At 64.6% G+C, this 16,040-nt stretch carries 11 protein-coding genes; 7 read left to right on the top strand and 4 right to left on the bottom strand.

Translation table 11 applies throughout. The features are described from left to right. Positions 1-28: 28 nt before the first annotated feature. Together JQ628_RS13560 and JQ628_RS13555 are read right to left on the bottom strand one after the other, a co-directional pair. Complete coding sequence (locus JQ628_RS13560; protein WP_212223062.1) at positions 29-2,524, bottom strand: penicillin-binding protein 1A; 2,496 nt, start codon at positions 2,522-2,524, stop codon at positions 29-31. Between the two features lie 201 nt (positions 2,525-2,725). Beyond that, positions 2,726-4,006 carry an N-acetylmuramoyl-L-alanine amidase gene (locus tag JQ628_RS13555; RefSeq protein ID WP_212223061.1) on the bottom strand — a complete coding sequence of 427 codons (1,281 nt, stop codon included), beginning with the start codon at positions 4,004-4,006 and terminating at the stop codon, positions 2,726-2,728. Between the two features lie 684 nt (positions 4,007-4,690). Between JQ628_RS13555 and JQ628_RS13550 the strand changes: the two genes are divergently transcribed. Next, positions 4,691-7,819 (top strand): Rne/Rng family ribonuclease, encoded by a 3,129-nt coding sequence (locus JQ628_RS13550; protein WP_212223060.1) that lies wholly within the window; start codon positions 4,691-4,693, stop codon positions 7,817-7,819. A 75-nt stretch (positions 7,820-7,894) separates the two neighbouring features. On the opposite strand, the gene JQ628_RS13545 is transcribed toward JQ628_RS13550, so the two are convergent. Further along, positions 7,895-8,512 carry a biotin transporter BioY gene (locus JQ628_RS13545; RefSeq protein WP_212223059.1) on the bottom strand — a complete coding sequence of 206 codons (618 nt, stop codon included), beginning with the start codon at positions 8,510-8,512 and terminating at the stop codon, positions 7,895-7,897. 63 nt (positions 8,513-8,575) lie between these two features. Then, on the bottom strand, positions 8,576-9,763 hold the full coding sequence (locus JQ628_RS13540; protein ID WP_212223058.1) for a pyridoxal phosphate-dependent aminotransferase: 1,188 nt from the start codon (positions 9,761-9,763) through the stop codon (positions 8,576-8,578). Positions 9,764-9,890: 127 nt separating this feature from the next. Between JQ628_RS13540 and JQ628_RS13535 the strand changes: the two genes are divergently transcribed. From JQ628_RS13535 to accC, 6 genes are all read left to right on the top strand, one after another. Next, positions 9,891-11,282, top strand: a complete 1,392-nt coding sequence (locus JQ628_RS13535) for a M48 family metalloprotease (protein ID WP_212223057.1) — start codon at positions 9,891-9,893, stop codon at positions 11,280-11,282. A gap of 118 nt (positions 11,283-11,400) precedes the next feature. After that, a complete protein-coding gene (locus JQ628_RS13530) occupies positions 11,401-12,183 on the top strand; it encodes a DsbA family protein (RefSeq protein ID WP_212223056.1) in 783 nt (260 codons plus the stop codon). Between the two features lie 190 nt (positions 12,184-12,373). Further along, positions 12,374-13,246, top strand: coding sequence for a DUF1236 domain-containing protein (locus JQ628_RS13525; protein ID WP_212223055.1), 873 nt, complete (start codon positions 12,374-12,376; stop codon positions 13,244-13,246). 236 nt (positions 13,247-13,482) lie between these two features. Continuing rightward, positions 13,483-13,950, top strand: coding sequence for a type II 3-dehydroquinate dehydratase (aroQ, locus tag JQ628_RS13520; RefSeq protein WP_212223054.1), 468 nt, complete (start codon positions 13,483-13,485; stop codon positions 13,948-13,950). Positions 13,951-14,017: 67 nt separating this feature from the next. Further along, positions 14,018-14,509, top strand: coding sequence for an acetyl-CoA carboxylase biotin carboxyl carrier protein (accB, locus tag JQ628_RS13515; RefSeq protein ID WP_212223053.1), 492 nt, complete (start codon positions 14,018-14,020; stop codon positions 14,507-14,509). A gap of 85 nt (positions 14,510-14,594) precedes the next feature. Then, entirely contained in the window at positions 14,595-15,947 is a 1,353-nt protein-coding gene (gene accC, locus JQ628_RS13510) for an acetyl-CoA carboxylase biotin carboxylase subunit (protein WP_212223052.1), read from the top strand. Positions 15,948-16,040 lie beyond the last annotated feature (93 nt).

The following is a 16,040-nucleotide window of genomic DNA, read 5'->3' as shown; positions in this document are numbered from 1 at the left end:
AGCGGCGCTGGCCGGCTGATGCAACCGGCTACCACAATCCGCCGGTGCCCGGGCGCATGATGCTACCGGCATCGGCCGGCGCATACATCGGCCGCGAGGCGGCATCAGCATCGGCAACGCCGATCACGCTGTAATTATCCGGCGGCGCTGTGCCCGGCTTGAAGGCTTCCAGGATGCCACGGCCGCCCTCGCCCGGTCCGATGCGCATGCCGCTCTTGGCGTCGACGCGGATCAGCTTGATGCCGGCCGGCACCTTGAACGGGATCGCCGGCTTGTCGGCGAGCGCGAGCTTGAAGAAGTCCTTGACGATGGGCGCGGCGAGATGACCGCCGGTAGCGCCCTTGCCGAGGTTGCGCGGCTTATCGTAACCGACATAGACGCCGACCGTGAGGTCCGGCGAGAAGCCGATGAACCAGGCGTCCTTTTCGTCGTTGGTGGTTCCGGTCTTGCCGGCGATCGGCTTGCCCACTTCCCTCAGAACCGTGGCGGTACCGGCCTGCACGACGCCTTCCATCATGGAGGTGATCTGGTAGGCGGTCATGGCGTCCAGCACCTGCTCGCGGCGGTCGACGAGCTGCGGCTCCGCCTGGTTCTTCCAGCCGCCGGGCGCGTCGCAGCCGCGGCATTCGCGCTGGTCGTGCTTGAAGATGGTGTGGCCGTAGCGATCCTGGATGCGGTCGATCAAGGTCGACTTCACGCGCCGGCCGCCATTGGCGAACATCGAGTACGCCGTGACCATGCGCATCACCGTGGTTTCGCCGGCACCCAGCGCATAGGACAGATAGTTCGGCAGTTCATCATAGACGCCGAAGCGCTTGGAGTACTCGCCGATCAGGGGCATGCCGACGTCCTGCGCGAGGCGCACCGTCACCGTGTTGAGCGATTTTTGTAGCGCATTGCGCAGCGTCTGCGGTCCGTAATATTTGCCGGTCGAATAGTTTTCCGGCCGCCACACGCCGGCGCCCTGCCCCTGGTCGATTTCGATGGGCGCGTCGACCACGACGGTGGACGGCGTGTAGCCGTTGTCCATCGCCGCCGAATAGACCAGCGGCTTGAACGAAGAGCCCGGCTGCCGGTAGGCCTGCGTCGCACGGTTGAACTGGCTCTGGTCGAACGAGAAGCCGCCGACCATCGCGAGCACGCGTCCAGTCCAGGGATCCATCGCCACCATCGCGCCGGAAACTTCCGGCAGCTGCCGCAGGCGGAACTGGCCCTCGATCTCCTTGCCCTCCTTGTCGAACAGCGGATCGACATAGATCACGTCGCCCGGCTTCAGCACGGACGCCACCGAGGTCGGCGTCTTGCCGCGGGTCGGCCCCGCGGCGGGCTTGGCCCATCTCACGCCCTCAAGCGTGACAATGCCGGTCTGCCGGACCTTGCTGATCGCGCCGCCGAGCTCGCGGCCCGGCTGAAAACCGACCCGCGCCGACTGGTCGCTGGTTTCCAGCACCACCGCCATCCGCCATGGCGCGATGTCCGACAGCGATTTGATGTCGGCGAGTTTCGGGCCCCAATCGCCGGAGATGTCGATCTGGTGCAGCGCGCCGCGATAGCCGGTTGCCTCATCGAACTTCACGAGGCCGGCGACCATGGTCTTGCGCGCCCACACCTGCATCTTCGGATCGAGCGTAGTGCGGACCGACAGGCCGCCTTCGTACAGCTTCTTCTCGCCGTAACGCTCGAAGATGTCGCGGCGAACTTCTTCGGCAAAGTATTCGCCGGCGAAGATGTGCGCGGCGTTGGAGCGGCTGGTGACGTTGAGCGTTTCCTTGCGCGCCTTGTCGGCGTCGGCCTGCTTGATCCAGCCGTTCTCCAGCAACCGATCGACCACATAATTGCGCCGCTCGACGGCGCGGTCGCGGTTGCGCACCGGATGCAGCGCCGCCGGCGCCTTCGGCAGCGCCGCCAGATAGGAGGCTTCGGCGACCGTGAGTTCGTTGACCGACTTGTCGAAATAGACCAGCGAGGCCGCCGCGATGCCGTAGGCGCCAAGGCCGAGATAGATTTCGTTCAGATACAGTTCGAGGATGCGGTCCTTCGAATAGGCGCGCTCGATGCGCATCGCCAGCAAGGCTTCCTTGATCTTGCGGGTGAAGGAGACCTCGTTCGTCAGGAGGAAGTTCTTCGCGACCTGCTGGGTGATGGTGGACGCACCCTGCGGCCGGCGGTTCGAACCGAGATTCTGCAAGTACAGCGCGCCCGCGCGCGCCATGCCGGAGAAGTCGATGCCGCCATGCTCGTAGAAATTCTTGTCCTCGGCGGCGAGGAACGCGTTGATGACGAGCTTGGGAACCGCCTGGATCGGCAGGTAGAGCCGCCGTTCCTTGGAATATTCGCCAAGCAGCGCTCCGTCCGACGCATGGATGCGCGTCATCACCGGCGGCTCGTAATCCTGGAGTTGCGAATAGTCAGGCAAGTCCTTGGAGAAATGCCAGATCGCGCCAGCGACGCCAGCCACGCCCACCAGGAACACCACGGTCCCGGCAGCGAACAGGAAACCCAAAAACCGCACCAGCAAGCGCATTATCGCAGTTTGCTCCAACCTTGCGCCGCTGTTGCGGGCGTCCGTCTTTCAAAAACCCGGTCCGATTCGGCAGGGCCTACAAATTAAAGCATGCCTATATTAGCCTGACCCGCGGGGAAATTGACCGATTCCGCAAGTGCCATTCAGGTTTTTTATTGGGCTGCGGCTGTGGCCAAACTAGGGCCTCACCCCCGAAATACCTCAGTTGGCGGGTCCCACGGTTGCCAGCCGTTTTCCGAGGAAACTGTCGATTGCCTGCGCCATCGTCGTCACCGTCTTCGACCGCCAAGCTTCAGATACGAGGAGTTCGAGATCGCTCTTGTTCGAGACATAGCCGAGCTCGACCAGCACCGACGGCACATCAGGTGCCTTCAACACCCGAAAGCCCGCCGATTTGAGGGGATGCTTGTGCATCCGCACCTTGGTCTTCATCTCGCCCATCAGGGTTTTGGCAAAACGGTTTGAGAAGGTGCGGGTTTCCCGCTGCGCCAGATCGATCAGGATGTCCGCGACGATCGGCTCCTCGGACAACGTCACCCCGCCGATGGCGTCGGCCTTGTTTTCCGCTTCCGCCAGCCGCTCGGCCTCGGCGTCGGACGCCTTGTCCGACAGTGTGTAAATGCTCGCGCCTTGCGCATCGCCCTCGCGGCGCGGTAGCGCATCGGCGTGAATCGAAATGAACAGCGAAGCCGCTTCCTTGCGCGCGATTTTCACCCGCTCATCGAGCGGAATGAAGGTGTCGTCCGTGCGGGTCATGACCACGCGGTATTTGCCGGCCTTTTCCAGCCGGTCGCGCAGCGCCAGCGCAAAGGTCAGCACGATGTTCTTTTCCATCTCGCCATTGGATTGCGTGCCGTTGTCGGGGCCGCCATGCCCGGCATCGATCACCACGACAGGCCGCGAATCGGCAGGTTTCGGGGCAGCCGGCACGGTCGCCGGGGGTGCCACTGCCTCCGCATTGGCCTCCGCAACGGCCGAGCGTAACGGCAGGCGCTCCATCGAGGCGCGGTCGGTCTCGACCAGTTCCACCACCAACCGCGGCGGTTGGCCATTGGCCGCATCGAGCACGTAGGACTTGGCGATTTTTGCAGGTCCGGCGAGATCCATCACGATGCGCGAGCCGCCGGGCATCACGAGGCCATAGCGGAAGCCCTTGATCAGCCCGCGGCCGGCCGCGCCGACGCCGGCGGGAAGACGAAATGCGACCTGGGGAAGATCGACCACCACCTGGTCGGGGTCAGTCTTGATGAAGGCGCGGTGCTGAATCGGCTTGTCGAGGTCGAGGATGAAGCGGGTCTGTGCGGCATCGCCGGACAGCCTCGCATCCGAGGCGATCGGGTAATTGGAGACCATGGCCGGAGTCTGGGCCGGGCTCGGCGGGCTTTCCGCGCGGCCGGGCACGGCGTCGCCGAGCCATAACGATGCTGCGGCGCACAAGAGCGCAAACCCCGCCAAAACATGTTGAATTGCGCGGCTCGCCAACGACCGATTGCCTCCGAAGAGCCCTCCTTTACCGCATTAGAACTACAGGGTTAATCGCGCCTTAAAGCAACCCCGGCGATTAACGGGGAGTGTTGCCGCCCTGCGACGCTTCCCTTGCGCCATCAGCCCGATCCACGTATGTAGCGGGTGCTGACGGCTATTTTTCCCGGTTGTGTCGCGTTCAGCCTCCCGGTGCTGCGGTGGAACCTCCCGAAACGGGCGATTCCAGCGTCTTTCCGGCCCCGCCAGAGCCAGCGCAGCGCGCGGCTGACAAGGCGGGGCGGTTTCGAGCCCGAGCGGCGTTTCGGTCCCAGGTTATCTTTCTGCTCCAGGGACGGTTTTTGATACGGCGCAACTGATTATCCGGCTTCGAGAGGAGCGGATATGCGATTCGCCGGCAGGCGCTTTGGCGCCGCGCCGGGCCTTCGGCACCAGACCAGGCGGCGCCTTGCCGCCAACGTTTTTAGACGGGCCGACGCTTGATGCGCCAGACTGTATTGCCGACCCCGATCCATGGAACCATCGCGCCAAGGCGCCTTGCTTCCTTGCGATCCTGTTCGGCGCGGTGCGCCGGGTTGCGATTTGGCCTTCCCCTCACCCCCGAATCAGGTGGACCGTCGCGTCACCCGGGCGCGCGAGATGCGCGCACCGCCATACGCGCCCGCCGCCGTCATGAGTTCCAAAATGCCCAACAAAATGTTGATCGACGCCACCCACCCGGAAGAGACCCGGGTCGTTGTGGTTCGCGGCAATCGTGTCGAGGAATTTGATTTCGAGACAGCCCAGCGCAAGCAACTGCGCGGCAACATCTACCTTGCCAAGGTCACCCGCGTAGAGCCGTCGCTACAGGCCGCCTTCATCGAATATGGCGGCAACCGCCACGGCTTTCTCGCCTTCAGCGAAATCCATCCCGACTACTATCAGATCCCGGTCGCCGACCGTCAGGCGCTGATCGAGGCCGACGAGCGCGCCCATCGCGAGGCGGAAGAAGAGAGCGAAAACCGCAGCCACCACCGCCGCCGCTCGCGCCATCGCAATGCCCGCCGCCGCGGCCATGGCGAGCGCGTCCAGAGCGAGATCGTGGAAGGCGCTAGCGTCGATCCCGCGCAGGCGCCGCAGCCCTACGAAGGGCATGAGCACCTCGCGGAAGGTTACACCCCGCCGCAGGATGGCGAGCATCACCATGCGGATGCCGAACACGGCGAGCATGCGCATCACGATCAGGCCGGGCATGCGTCCGAGCATCACGAACACGATGGCGCGCCGCAGGATTATGTGGCTCAGGCGCACGACCAGGCTGAGCAGGAATCGGCTGCCGCGCCGCCTCCGTTGCCACCGGCCGATCCCGTCGTGACCGCGGTTGAGGAATCGGTTGCATCCGTCGCACCGGAACCGCCGGCCGCCGAGATCGCGCACGAGACCGAGCGCGCGAATGAGGAACAGGCACAGGAAATCGCGGCATACGCTGAGGATGCCGTGCATGCCGACGCTGAACATGCCGGCGAACGTGCCCAAGAATCTGCCCACGAACATGCAGACGTCCCGCACGACGAGCATGCGCTGGCTCCGCAGGGCGACGAAGTTCAGGAAGAAGCCCGCGAAGCCCACGACGACGAAGAGGATGACGACGAGGCCGAGGAGGAGGAAGTCGAATCCGTCGGCGGCGACGACGTGCTGGAGGAGGTGCCGGAGCGCACCTTCCGCCCGCGCCGCCAGTACAAGATTCAGGAAGTCATCAAGCGCCGGCAGGTGATGCTGGTGCAGGTGGTCAAGGAAGAGCGCGGCAACAAGGGCGCGGCGCTGACGACCTACCTGTCGCTGGCCGGCCGCTACGCCGTCCTGATGCCCAACACCGCGCGCGGCGGCGGCATCAGCCGCAAGATCACGTCGGCGCAGGACCGCTCGCGCCTGAAGGAAGTGGTGCAGGATCTCGACGTGCCCGAAGGCATGGGGATCATTTTGCGCACCGCCGGCGCCTCCCGCACCAAGCCCGAGATCAAGCGCGACTTCGAGTACCTGATCCGGATGTGGGAAACCGTGCGCGACATGACGCTGCGGTCGCAGGCCCCGACCCTCGTCTATGAGGAAGGCTCGCTGATCAAGCGCTCGCTGCGCGACCTCTACAACAAGGAGATCGACGAGATCCAGGTGGCGGGCGAAGCCGGCTACCAGGAAGCGCGCGACTTCATGAAGATGCTGATGCCGTCCAACGTGCGGGCGGTGAAGCAGTACCGCGACGGCCAGCCGCTGTTCTCGCGCATGGGCGTCGAGAGCCAGTTAGACGCGATGTTCTCGCCGACCGTGCAGCTACGCTCCGGCGGCTACATCGTCATCAACCAGACCGAGGCGCTGGTCTCGATCGACGTCAATTCGGGCCGCTCGACCCGCGAGCACCACATCGAGGACACCGCGCTTAAAACCAACATGGAGGCGGCCGAGGAAGTCGCGCGCCAGCTCCGCCTGCGCGACCTTGCGGGCCTGATCGTCATCGACTTCATCGACATGGACGAGAAGCGCAACAACCGCTCGGTCGAGCGCAAGCTCTCCGATTGCCTGCGGCAGGATCGTGCGCGCATCCAGGTCGGCCGCATCTCGCATTTCGGCCTTCTGGAAATGTCGCGTCAGCGCATCCGCGCCAGCGTGCTGGAATCCTCGACCGAGCCCTGCCCGCAATGCGGCGGCAGCGGCCATGTCCGCTCGGTGTCGTCGGTGGCGCTGCAACTGCTGCGCGGCATCGAAGAGGTGCTGATGAAGGGCGCAACGCATAACCTGATCGTGCGGACCCGCACCGACGTCGCGCTCTATGTGCTCAACCACAAGCGCGGCCATCTGCGCGATCTCGAAAACAGCTTCAAGGTTTCGATCTCGGTGTCGGCCGACGCCACCGTCCACGGCCTGCAATCCTACATCATCGACCGCGGCGAACAGGTGCACACGCTGGAGGCGGCCAAGGCGCTGCTGGCCGCGCAGGCCGCATCCGCTCCGGCGCAGGTCGAGGAAGCCGATGACGAGGAAGAATTCGATTTCGAAGTCGAGGGCGAAGTCGAGACCGAAGAAACCGAAGGCCTGAGCGAGGAACAGGCCGTTGGCGAAGAAGGCGCCGGCGAAGGCGATGGCCATCGCCGCAAGCGCCGCCGGCGCCGGCGTGGCCGCGGCGGCGAAGGCCGCGAGGGCGGTCAGCCCCGCGACGACAGCGAGGCGGTACAGGCCGCGATGTCCGAGCCGCAAGAGGCCGGCGTCGCCGATGACGGCGAATCCGCCGAAGACGAATCCGAGGAACAGGCGGGCTTTGCCCGCGCCGACGGCCAGCAGAACGGCGAGCGGCGGCCGCGCCGCCGCGGACGCCGTGGCGGACGCCGCCGTCGTGGCGGCGGCCCGGAAGACGGTCTGGCCGGATCGATCGCGGACGAGCTCGCACCGGCTCCTGCCGTGGAAGCCGAGAACGCTGTCGCCGATTTCGACGGAGGGTCAGAGCCCGCGCCGACCATTGTCGAGCCTGAGCCAGTTGCAGCATCGAGCGAGCCGCCGCCGCCCGCGTCGGCGCAAGCAGAACCGGTCGCGGCTTCCGCACCCGAGGAAGCTGCGTCCGAAACAGAGAAAGCCGCGCGGCGGCGCTCCACTGTGCGCGAAAAGGTCAGCTTCCTGACCAGCCCGCCGCCCGACACGGCGCCCGCGATGCCCGGCGCCGCCGAGCCGCCGACCGCCTCCGAGTCCGCTTCAGCCGCCCCGGCCGAAGAAACAGCCCCGGCGACAGCAAGCGAGCAGCCGCGAAAAGCCGGCTGGTGGTCGCGGCGCTTCGGCAGCGGCGAGTAGTTTTTTTCAAGGCACAAACAAAAACCGCCCGGCACATGACCGGGCGGTTTTTCTTTCGCCGTAACGAGCGCGATCTCATCCACGCCGATCGACGAGGCGCCTGATCGCCGGCACCAGCGTGGCTCCCAGCGCGCTCTTGACGACTGATCCGGCGATAAACGGTACAACGCCGACAAGCCACGCCTTCTCGAAGCCAAGCTTCATGCCCAGCGCAAGCCAGATGAATCCAGCCGCAAGGATGATGACGTGTCCGATCGCCATCGCCGCGAACAGGCGCGGCACCGAGCGATCCCAGCCGCGTTCGCTGAGCCATCCCGTGACCACGGCCGCCACCACGAAACCGAACAGATAGCCCGCGGTCGGGCCCATCAGCGGAGCGAGACCGCCCACGGGACCGGCAAAGACCGGCAATCCGATGGCCCCTTCCGCCAGATAGGCCATGACAGTCGCGCCGCCGAGACGCCAGCCATAGACGGCACCGATCGCCAGCACCGCCAGCGTCTGTAGCGTCATCGGCACGTAGGGCAGCGGCAGATTGACCTTGGCCGAGAGCGTCAGCAGCGCAGTGCCCGATACGATCAGCACGATTGCGCGCAGCACGCCGGAAAACCGGCCGGCGCGTTCGGGCCATACAGTTGCGGCAAGCGGGAAGTGTCTGGCGACAACCGGCTGCGGTATCGATCGGTCGGACAAATGAATCTCCTGTGGTGGATCGGTGTTGCTGCGCACGATGAAGGAAGCTGGAGCCGGCCTGCGCTAGCCCAGCCAGCGCGCGATCCGCGCGACCGCCTCGCGCATCTCGTCGGCCGAACGCGCATAGGAAAAGCGGATGAAGGCCCGGCCGTGCACGGGATCGAAATCGACGCCGGGCGTTGCCGCCACATGCGTCTTCTCCAGCATCTCGCTCGCAAAGGCAAAGCTGTCCGAGGTGAAATCGGACACGTCGGCATACAGGTAAAACGCGCCGTCCGCGGGCAGGAATTTTTTCAGGCCCGCGCGCGGAAATCCCTCGATCAGGATGTTGCGGTTCTCCTGATAGCCGCGCTTGATCGCTTCCATCTCCTCGCGGCCTTCGAACGCGGCTTCAGCCGCAATCTGCGACAGCGTCGGCACCGAGATCGACAGGTTCTGCTGTAGCCGCTCGATGGGCCGCACCAGAACTTCCGGCACCACCATCCAGCCGACCCGCCAGCCGGTCATGCAAAAGTATTTTGAGAACGAGTTGATCACCAGCGCATCCGGCGAAAGCTCCGCCGCGGTCACCGCCGGGAATGCGTAGTCGAGCCCGTGATAGATCTCGTCCGAGATGAAACGGATGCCCGCGCTCTCGGCGGCATGGATCAGGCTGGTCAGCGCCTCGCGCGACATCATGGTGCCGGTCGGGTTCGCAGGGCTGCCGACCAGCACGCCTTTGAGCGGCGCCTTGCGATGCGCTGCCAGCAGCGCCTCGCCCGTCAGCGCATGGCGCGTGTCGCTCGTGGTCTCGATCAGCACCGGCTCGCAGCCGAGCGCGGTCAGGATGTGCCGGTACGGCGGATAGCCCGGCACCGTCACCGCAACGCGATCGCCCGGCTCGAACATTGCGAGGAACGCCAGGATGAACGCACCGGAAGAACCCGTGGTGACCACGATGCGCGCCGCATCGACATGGCAGCCGTACGTATCGCGGTAGTGCCGCGCGATCCTTTCTCGCAATGAAGGGATGCCGAGCGCGGAGGTATAATCGATCCGCCCCGCCTCGAGCGCGGCGCGCGCGGCCGCCAGTGCGACTTTCGGCGCCGGTTCCGACGGCTGCCCCACTTCCATGTGGATGACATGCCCGCCGGCGGCCTCGATGCGGGCCGCCGCGGCCATCACGTCCATCACCATGAACGGTGGAACATCACTGCGTCCGGACGCCGTCAGCAGGTGTTTTGCGCGGTTTCTCAAGGTCGATTCGAGCATGGATATCTGCTATTTGACCGGACCTCATGCCCGGAACGGGGCGGAAGTGCCCCAGACAAGCCGTATTCGGCGGTTTGTAAGGGCATATCGCGTCTGAAGGCCGCCGCCAATCGGTAATGACCCAACTATGCTTCGCCCAGCGCCATTGAAGAACGCAACAGCAAGACTCACCGCGTTGATCACGGCAGTCGCGATCGCCGCAGCGCCGACGCTTGCCGCGGCCCAGGAGAATCGCGGCCCGCCGATCCTGCGCGACACCGAGGCCGAGCAATTGCTGCGCGACTATACGCGCCCGATCCTGCGCGCCGCGGGGCTGGAGAAGCAGAACATCCAGATGGTCATCATCAACGACAGCGCGTTCAACGCGTTCGTCGCGGACGGCCGCCGCATCTTCGTGAACTACGGCGCGATCATGCAGTCGGAAACGCCGAACCAGATCATCGGCGTGCTCGCGCATGAGACCGGACATCTGGCCGGCGGCCACCTCGCCAAGATTCGCGAGCAGCTCGCCAATGCCCAGACGCAGATGATCATCGCCATGCTGCTGGGCGCCGGCGCGATGGTGGCGGGCTCGCGCGGCGGCGCCAACAACGGCCTTGCCAATGCCGGTGCGGCCGCCATCGCCGCGCCGCAGGAGATGATCAAGCGCACCCTGCTCTCCTATGTCCGCCAGCAGGAAGAAGCGGCCGACAAGGCCGGCGTGAAGTATCTGGCGTCAACCGGCCAGTCGGCGCGCGGCATGTACGAGACCTTCAAGCGCTTCACCAACGAAAGCCTGTTCGCTGCCCGCGGCGCCGATCCCTATCTGCAATCCCATCCGATGCCGGCCGAGCGCGTCGAAGCGCTGGCACAGCTCGCCCGATCGAGTCCCAATTGGGACAAGAAGGACGACCCTGCCCTGCAATTGCGCCATGACATGGTGCGGGCAAAGACCTCGGCCTTCATGGAGCGGCCGGACACCGTCTATCGCCGCTATCCGCCCTCCAACACCAGCCTGCCGGCACGCTATGCCCGCGCGATCGTGAGCTACCGCCACGGCGATCTCCGCGTCGCACTTGCGCAGATCGACCAGTTGATATCAGAGCAGCCTTCGAACCCGTATTTCTACGAGCTGCGCGGCCAGGCGCTGCTGGAAGGCGGCAAGCCGGTCGAAGCGATCGCGCCGCTGCGCAAGGCCGTGCAGCTCTCGCATAACGCACCGCTCATCGAGATGTTACTTGGGCAGGCACTGGTCGCCTCTAATAATAACGCCTACACCGACGAGGCGATCACCATCCTGCGCGCGGCGGTGGCACGCGAGACGGAAGCGCCGCTCGGCTTTTCCCAGCTCGCCATGGCCTATGGCCGGAAGGGAGACTATGCGCAGGCCGACCTCGCTTCCGCCCAGGCCGCCTTCCTCCGCGGCGACAACAAGACCGCCCGCGACCTCGCCTCGCGCGCCAAGACCCGGTTCGCCATCGGCACGCCCGGCTGGGTCAAGGCCGACGACATCGTGAGTTCAAGGCCACTGAAGAACTAGCCCCCGATCGGAAAAGGTCGGCCCGGTCAAAGAATAGGTAAACTGTGCCGGGGTTAGAACGTATCGAGTGAGCCGCTTTCTCGAAAAGCCCCCTACGGATTGCTGAAAGGGAATACCAATGCCTTCGTTTCGCCTGCTCGCCTCTGCCCTGTTCTCGTCTGCCCTGTTCGCGCTTGCGCTCGCTGCCGCGCCGCAGGCTGCTTCAGCGCAGAGTTTTTCCGACGCCCAGCGCAGCGACATCCAGAAGATCATCCGCGAATATCTGATCGCCAATCCCGAGGTGCTGGAAGAGGCGATGAACGAGCTCGCCAAGCGCCAGGCCGCCGCGGAGGCTGAAAAGCACCAGGCCAGCATCGCCAAGAATGCCGACGCAATCTTCAACTCGCCGCGCGGCGTCACGCTCGGCAACAAGGACGGCGACGTCACCTTCGTCGAATTCTTCGACTACAATTGCGGCTACTGCAAGCGCGCGCTGACCGACATGCTCGAGCTGATGAAATCGGATTCGAAGCTGAAGGTCGTGCTGAAGGAATTTCCGGTGCTGAGCCAGGGCTCGGTCGAGGCCGCGCACGTCGCGGTCGCCGTTCGCATGCAGGATCCCACCGGCAAGAAATATCTCGACTTCCACCAGAAGCTCCTGATGGGACGCGGTGCCGCCGACAAGGCGCGCGCGATGGCCGCGGCCAAGGAAGCCGGCCTCGACATGGCGAAGCTGGAAAAGGATTATTCCAGCGAGGAAGTCCGCGCCACGCTGGAAGAGAACCTGAAGCTGGCTGAAGCGATGGGCATGAACGGCACGCCGAGCTACGTCATCGGCAAGCAGATCGTGATCGGCGCCGTGGGCCTCGAAAACCTCAAGGAAAAGATCCGCAACGCCCGCTGCGGCAAGGCGACCTGCTGAGACTTTTCCTCAAGTCTGAACATCGTAAAGGGCCGGCTGAAAAGCCGGCCCTTTTGTTGTGCCCATTTGCGGGCGCAGCGGTTCATGGCGAATTCATCAAACAAAGTCGGTGGAACCGTCTATCGCGAGGAACATCGCAGTTTTTCCTTCGTTGTCGGCGCGGGCAATGCATACACGTGAGGAGAAACTGATGACTAATCGCTTTTTGATTTCGGTCGCCACGGCGGCCCTGATCGCCAGCACCGGTCTTGCGAATGCGCAGGGCGCCGGCGGCGGAATGAGCCAGGGCGGCGGCTCCACGATGCAGCAGGGCGGCGGCGCGTCTTCTGAGCGCGGTGCTCCGTCTGGCGGCCAGATGAACCGCGACTCCAGCCCGTCCGGCGCGAGCAAGGGCGCCCAGTCCGATCGGATGGAAGGCGGCAAGAACGCCCAGTCCGACCGCATGGAGGGCACCAAGAGCAAGAGCGCCCAGGATGAGATGAAGGGCCAGAAGTCGCAGCAGAACACGGCGACCGACACCGACCGCAAGGGCGGCAAGGACATGAAGGCCGAAGGCCGCGAGGGCAAGGACAGGGATAAGGGCACCGTCGGCCAGTCGCGTGACCGTGACGATCGCATGGGCCGGGATCAGGATCGCATGGGCCAGGACCGCATGGGCAAGGACAGCGACCGCACCAAGCAGGGCCAGGATCGCGACCGCATGAATACGCAGGATCGTGACCGGGCTCAGGGTCAGCAGGACCGTGACCGCACCAACGCTCAGGGCCAGTCGCAGACCACGACCACCACGGGTCAGGCCGGCGCCGGCGCCAAGATCTCGACCGAGCAGCGGACCCAGATCACGTCGGTATTCAAATCGCAGCGCGTTGCGCCTGTGACCAACGTGAACTTCAACGTCGCGGTCGGCACCCGCGTGCCACGCGACATCCAGTTCCACACCGTTCCGGCGGAAGTGGTGACGATTTACCCGCAGTGGCGCGGATACAAGTTCGTGATGGTTCGGGAAGAGATCATCATCGTCGATCCGAACACCTACGAGATCGTCGAGATCATCAGGGTCTAACGACGACCACGAAGGCAAGCTTTGGGGGCGGGCAGTAATGCCCGCCCCTTTTGCATGCGCTGACGCACCTCCGGCCCATTCCGGCCTTGGTTAATGCCAAGGATTTCCACAGGTTTAGCGCCAATTTTCAGCAAGTGGATGAGGCATTTGGGCCGGCCTCCAGCCGCCCTAAAGGCTTCCCCTTGGCGCTGATGTTACCTATAACCCGGCCCCACCCACCCCTAGACGGGACTTCCATGGCCCAGGCCTCAGCCGACACCATCTACGTGCTCAACGGTCCGAACCTCAATCTTTTGGGGACTCGGGAGCCCGAGAAGTACGGCCATGAAAAGCTCTCCGATGTCGAAAAGCTTTGCGCTGCGACTGCCGCGCAGTTCGGATTGAAGGCCGATTGCCGCCAGTCCAACCGCGAGGGCGAACTGATCGATTTCATCCACGAGGCGCATGCGAAGAAGGCGGCCGGCATCGTGATCAACGCCGGCGGCTATTCCCACACCTCGATTGCGCTGCACGATGCGATCAAGGCCGTGAACATTCCGACCGTCGAGGTTCACGTCACCAATATCCACGCCCGCGAAAGTTTCCGGCACCACTCCTTCACCGCGATGGCCGCATTCGCCAGCCTTGCCGGCTTCGGCATTGACGGCTACCGGCTAGCGATTTCCGGCCTCGCCGCCAGGATCGGCGCCAAGGCCAAAACCTGACCCCAAAACCTGCCCCCCAAAGCCTGACGCTCGCCCGTCACCAGACAGAAAGTTTCGGATCAAGATCATGGCGCGCCAGCCTGCCGACAAATCCTCCAAGGAATCCTCGAAGAACGACGACAGCGCCCTCATTCGCGAGCTGGCGCTCTTGCTCGATGAGACCAGCCTCACCGAGATCGAGATCGAGCGCGCCGGCTTGCGCGTGCGCGTCGCGCGTAACATCAGCGTCGCGGCCTCGGGGCCCGCGGGCTATTTGCCCGCTGCCCCCGTCGCCGCACCGGCAGCCGTCGCTGCGGCGGCAGCCGTTGCCGACATGAGCAAGCATCCCGGTGTCGTCCCCTCGCCGATGGTCGGCACCGCCTATTGGGCGCCGGAGCCGGGCGCAAAACCATTCGTCGAAGTCGGCACCAAAGTCACCGCCGGGCAGACGCTGCTGATCATCGAAGCCATGAAGACGATGAACCAGATCCCCTCGCCCCGCGCCGGCACCGTCACGCAGATCCTCGTCGAGGACGGCCAGCCGGTCGAGTTCGGCGAGCCGCTGGTAATTATTGAATGAGCGAATAGGGAATGGCGAATAGCGAATGGTGAAGTGAGTCCTTCCATTCGCTATTCGCCATTCGCTACTCGCCCCTTGAGGCGCCATGTTCGACAAGATCCTGATAGCCAATCGCGGCGAAATCGCACTGCGCGTGCTGCGCGCCTGCAAGGAGCTCGGCATCTCGACGGTTGCCGTGCATTCGACTGCCGACGCGGATGCGATGCATGTGCGACTTGCCGATGAGAGCGTCTGCATCGGCCCGCCGCCGTCCAAGGACAGCTATCTCAACATCCCCGCGCTGCTGGCGGCCTGCGAGATAACAGGCGCGGACGCCGTGCATCCCGGCTACGGTTTTCTGTCCGAGAACGCGCGCTTTGCCGAAATCCTCGCCGAGCACAATCTGGATTTCATCGGGCCCAAGGCCGAGCACATCCGCCTGATGGGCGACAAGATCGAGGCCAAGAAGACCGCCAAGCGGCTCGGCATCCCCGTGGTGCCCGGCTCGGATGGCGCCATCAATCCCGACGAAGAAGCCATGGAAATCGCGAAGGCGATCGGCTTCCCGGTGCTGGTCAAGGCGGCCGCCGGCGGCGGTGGCCGCGGCATGAAGGTCGCCCGTTCGGCTGATGACCTGATGCTGGCGCTTTCGACCGCATCCAACGAGGCCAAATCCGCCTTCGGCGACGCCTCGGTCTATCTCGAAAAGTATCTGACCAAGCCGCGCCACATCGAAATCCAGATCCTCGGCGACGGCCGCGGCGGCGCCATCCATCTCGGCGAGCGCGACTGCTCGCTACAGCGCCGCCACCAGAAGGTCTGGGAAGAAGGCCCCTCGCCCGTCTTGTCGGCCGCTGCGCGTGCAAAAATCGGCGAGACCTGCGCCAAGGCGATGCGGGACATGAAGTATCTCGGCGTCGGCACCATCGAGTTCCTGTACGAGGACGGCGAGTTCTATTTCATCGAAATGAACACCCGCATCCAGGTCGAGCACCCCGTCACCGAGAGCATCACCGACATCGACCTCGTGCTGGAGCAGATCCGTATCGCCGCCGGCGGCGAATTGCCTGCAAAGCAGGAAGAGGTCGCCATCATCGGCCACGCCATCGAGTGCCGCATCAACGCGGAGAATCCGCAGACCTTTCGTCCCTCGCCGGGCAGGATCAATCAGTTCCACCCGCCGGGCGGGCTCGGCGTGCGGATCGATTCGGCAGTCTATCAGGGCTACGTGATCCCGCCTTATTACGACTCGCTGGTCGGCAAGCTGATCGTGCACGGCAAGACCCGCGGCGAATGCCTGATGCGGCTGCGGCGGGCGCTGGACGAAATGGTGGTCGACGGCATCGAAACCACGCTGCCGCTGTTCCGGGCGCTGGTGCGCGAGCCCGCCATCATCGACGGCGACTACCACATCCACTGGCTGGAGCAGTATCTGGCCGGCCAGCCCCCGGCCGGCTGAAGCGTGCCTTAAAAGTTCCATCGCTTTGGAACCTAGCGCTCTGACCGGCGTTTGGAACACTGGGCAATTTTCGCAGCGGCTCGTTGAACTCCT

This window comes from Bradyrhizobium lablabi (genome assembly GCF_018129385.1).
Classification (GTDB): domain Bacteria; phylum Pseudomonadota; class Alphaproteobacteria; order Rhizobiales; family Xanthobacteraceae; genus Bradyrhizobium; species Bradyrhizobium lablabi_C.
Note: the sequence above shows the minus strand (reverse complement) of the source record. Positions and strands in the feature narration are given on the sequence as shown.

Bases quoted from the DNA above. Each gene is read 5' to 3' on its own strand.
- JQ628_RS13560 (WP_212223062.1), bottom strand. From the start codon at position 2,524: ATGCGCTTGCTGGTGCGGTTTTTGGGTTTCCTGTTCGCTGCCGGGACC.
- JQ628_RS13550 (WP_212223060.1), top strand. From the start codon at position 4,691: ATGCCCAACAAAATGTTGATCGACGCCACCCACCCGGAAGAGACCCGG.
- JQ628_RS13540 (WP_212223058.1), bottom strand. From the start codon at position 9,763: ATGCTCGAATCGACCTTGAGAAACCGCGCAAAACACCTGCTGACGGCG.
- JQ628_RS13535 (WP_212223057.1), top strand. From the start codon at position 9,891: ATGCTTCGCCCAGCGCCATTGAAGAACGCAACAGCAAGACTCACCGCG.
- JQ628_RS13530 (WP_212223056.1), top strand. From the start codon at position 11,401: ATGCCTTCGTTTCGCCTGCTCGCCTCTGCCCTGTTCTCGTCTGCCCTG.
- JQ628_RS13525 (WP_212223055.1), top strand. From the start codon at position 12,374: ATGACTAATCGCTTTTTGATTTCGGTCGCCACGGCGGCCCTGATCGCC.
- aroQ (WP_212223054.1), top strand. From the start codon at position 13,483: ATGGCCCAGGCCTCAGCCGACACCATCTACGTGCTCAACGGTCCGAAC.
- accB (WP_212223053.1), top strand. From the start codon at position 14,018: ATGGCGCGCCAGCCTGCCGACAAATCCTCCAAGGAATCCTCGAAGAAC.
- accC (WP_212223052.1), top strand. From the start codon at position 14,595: ATGTTCGACAAGATCCTGATAGCCAATCGCGGCGAAATCGCACTGCGC.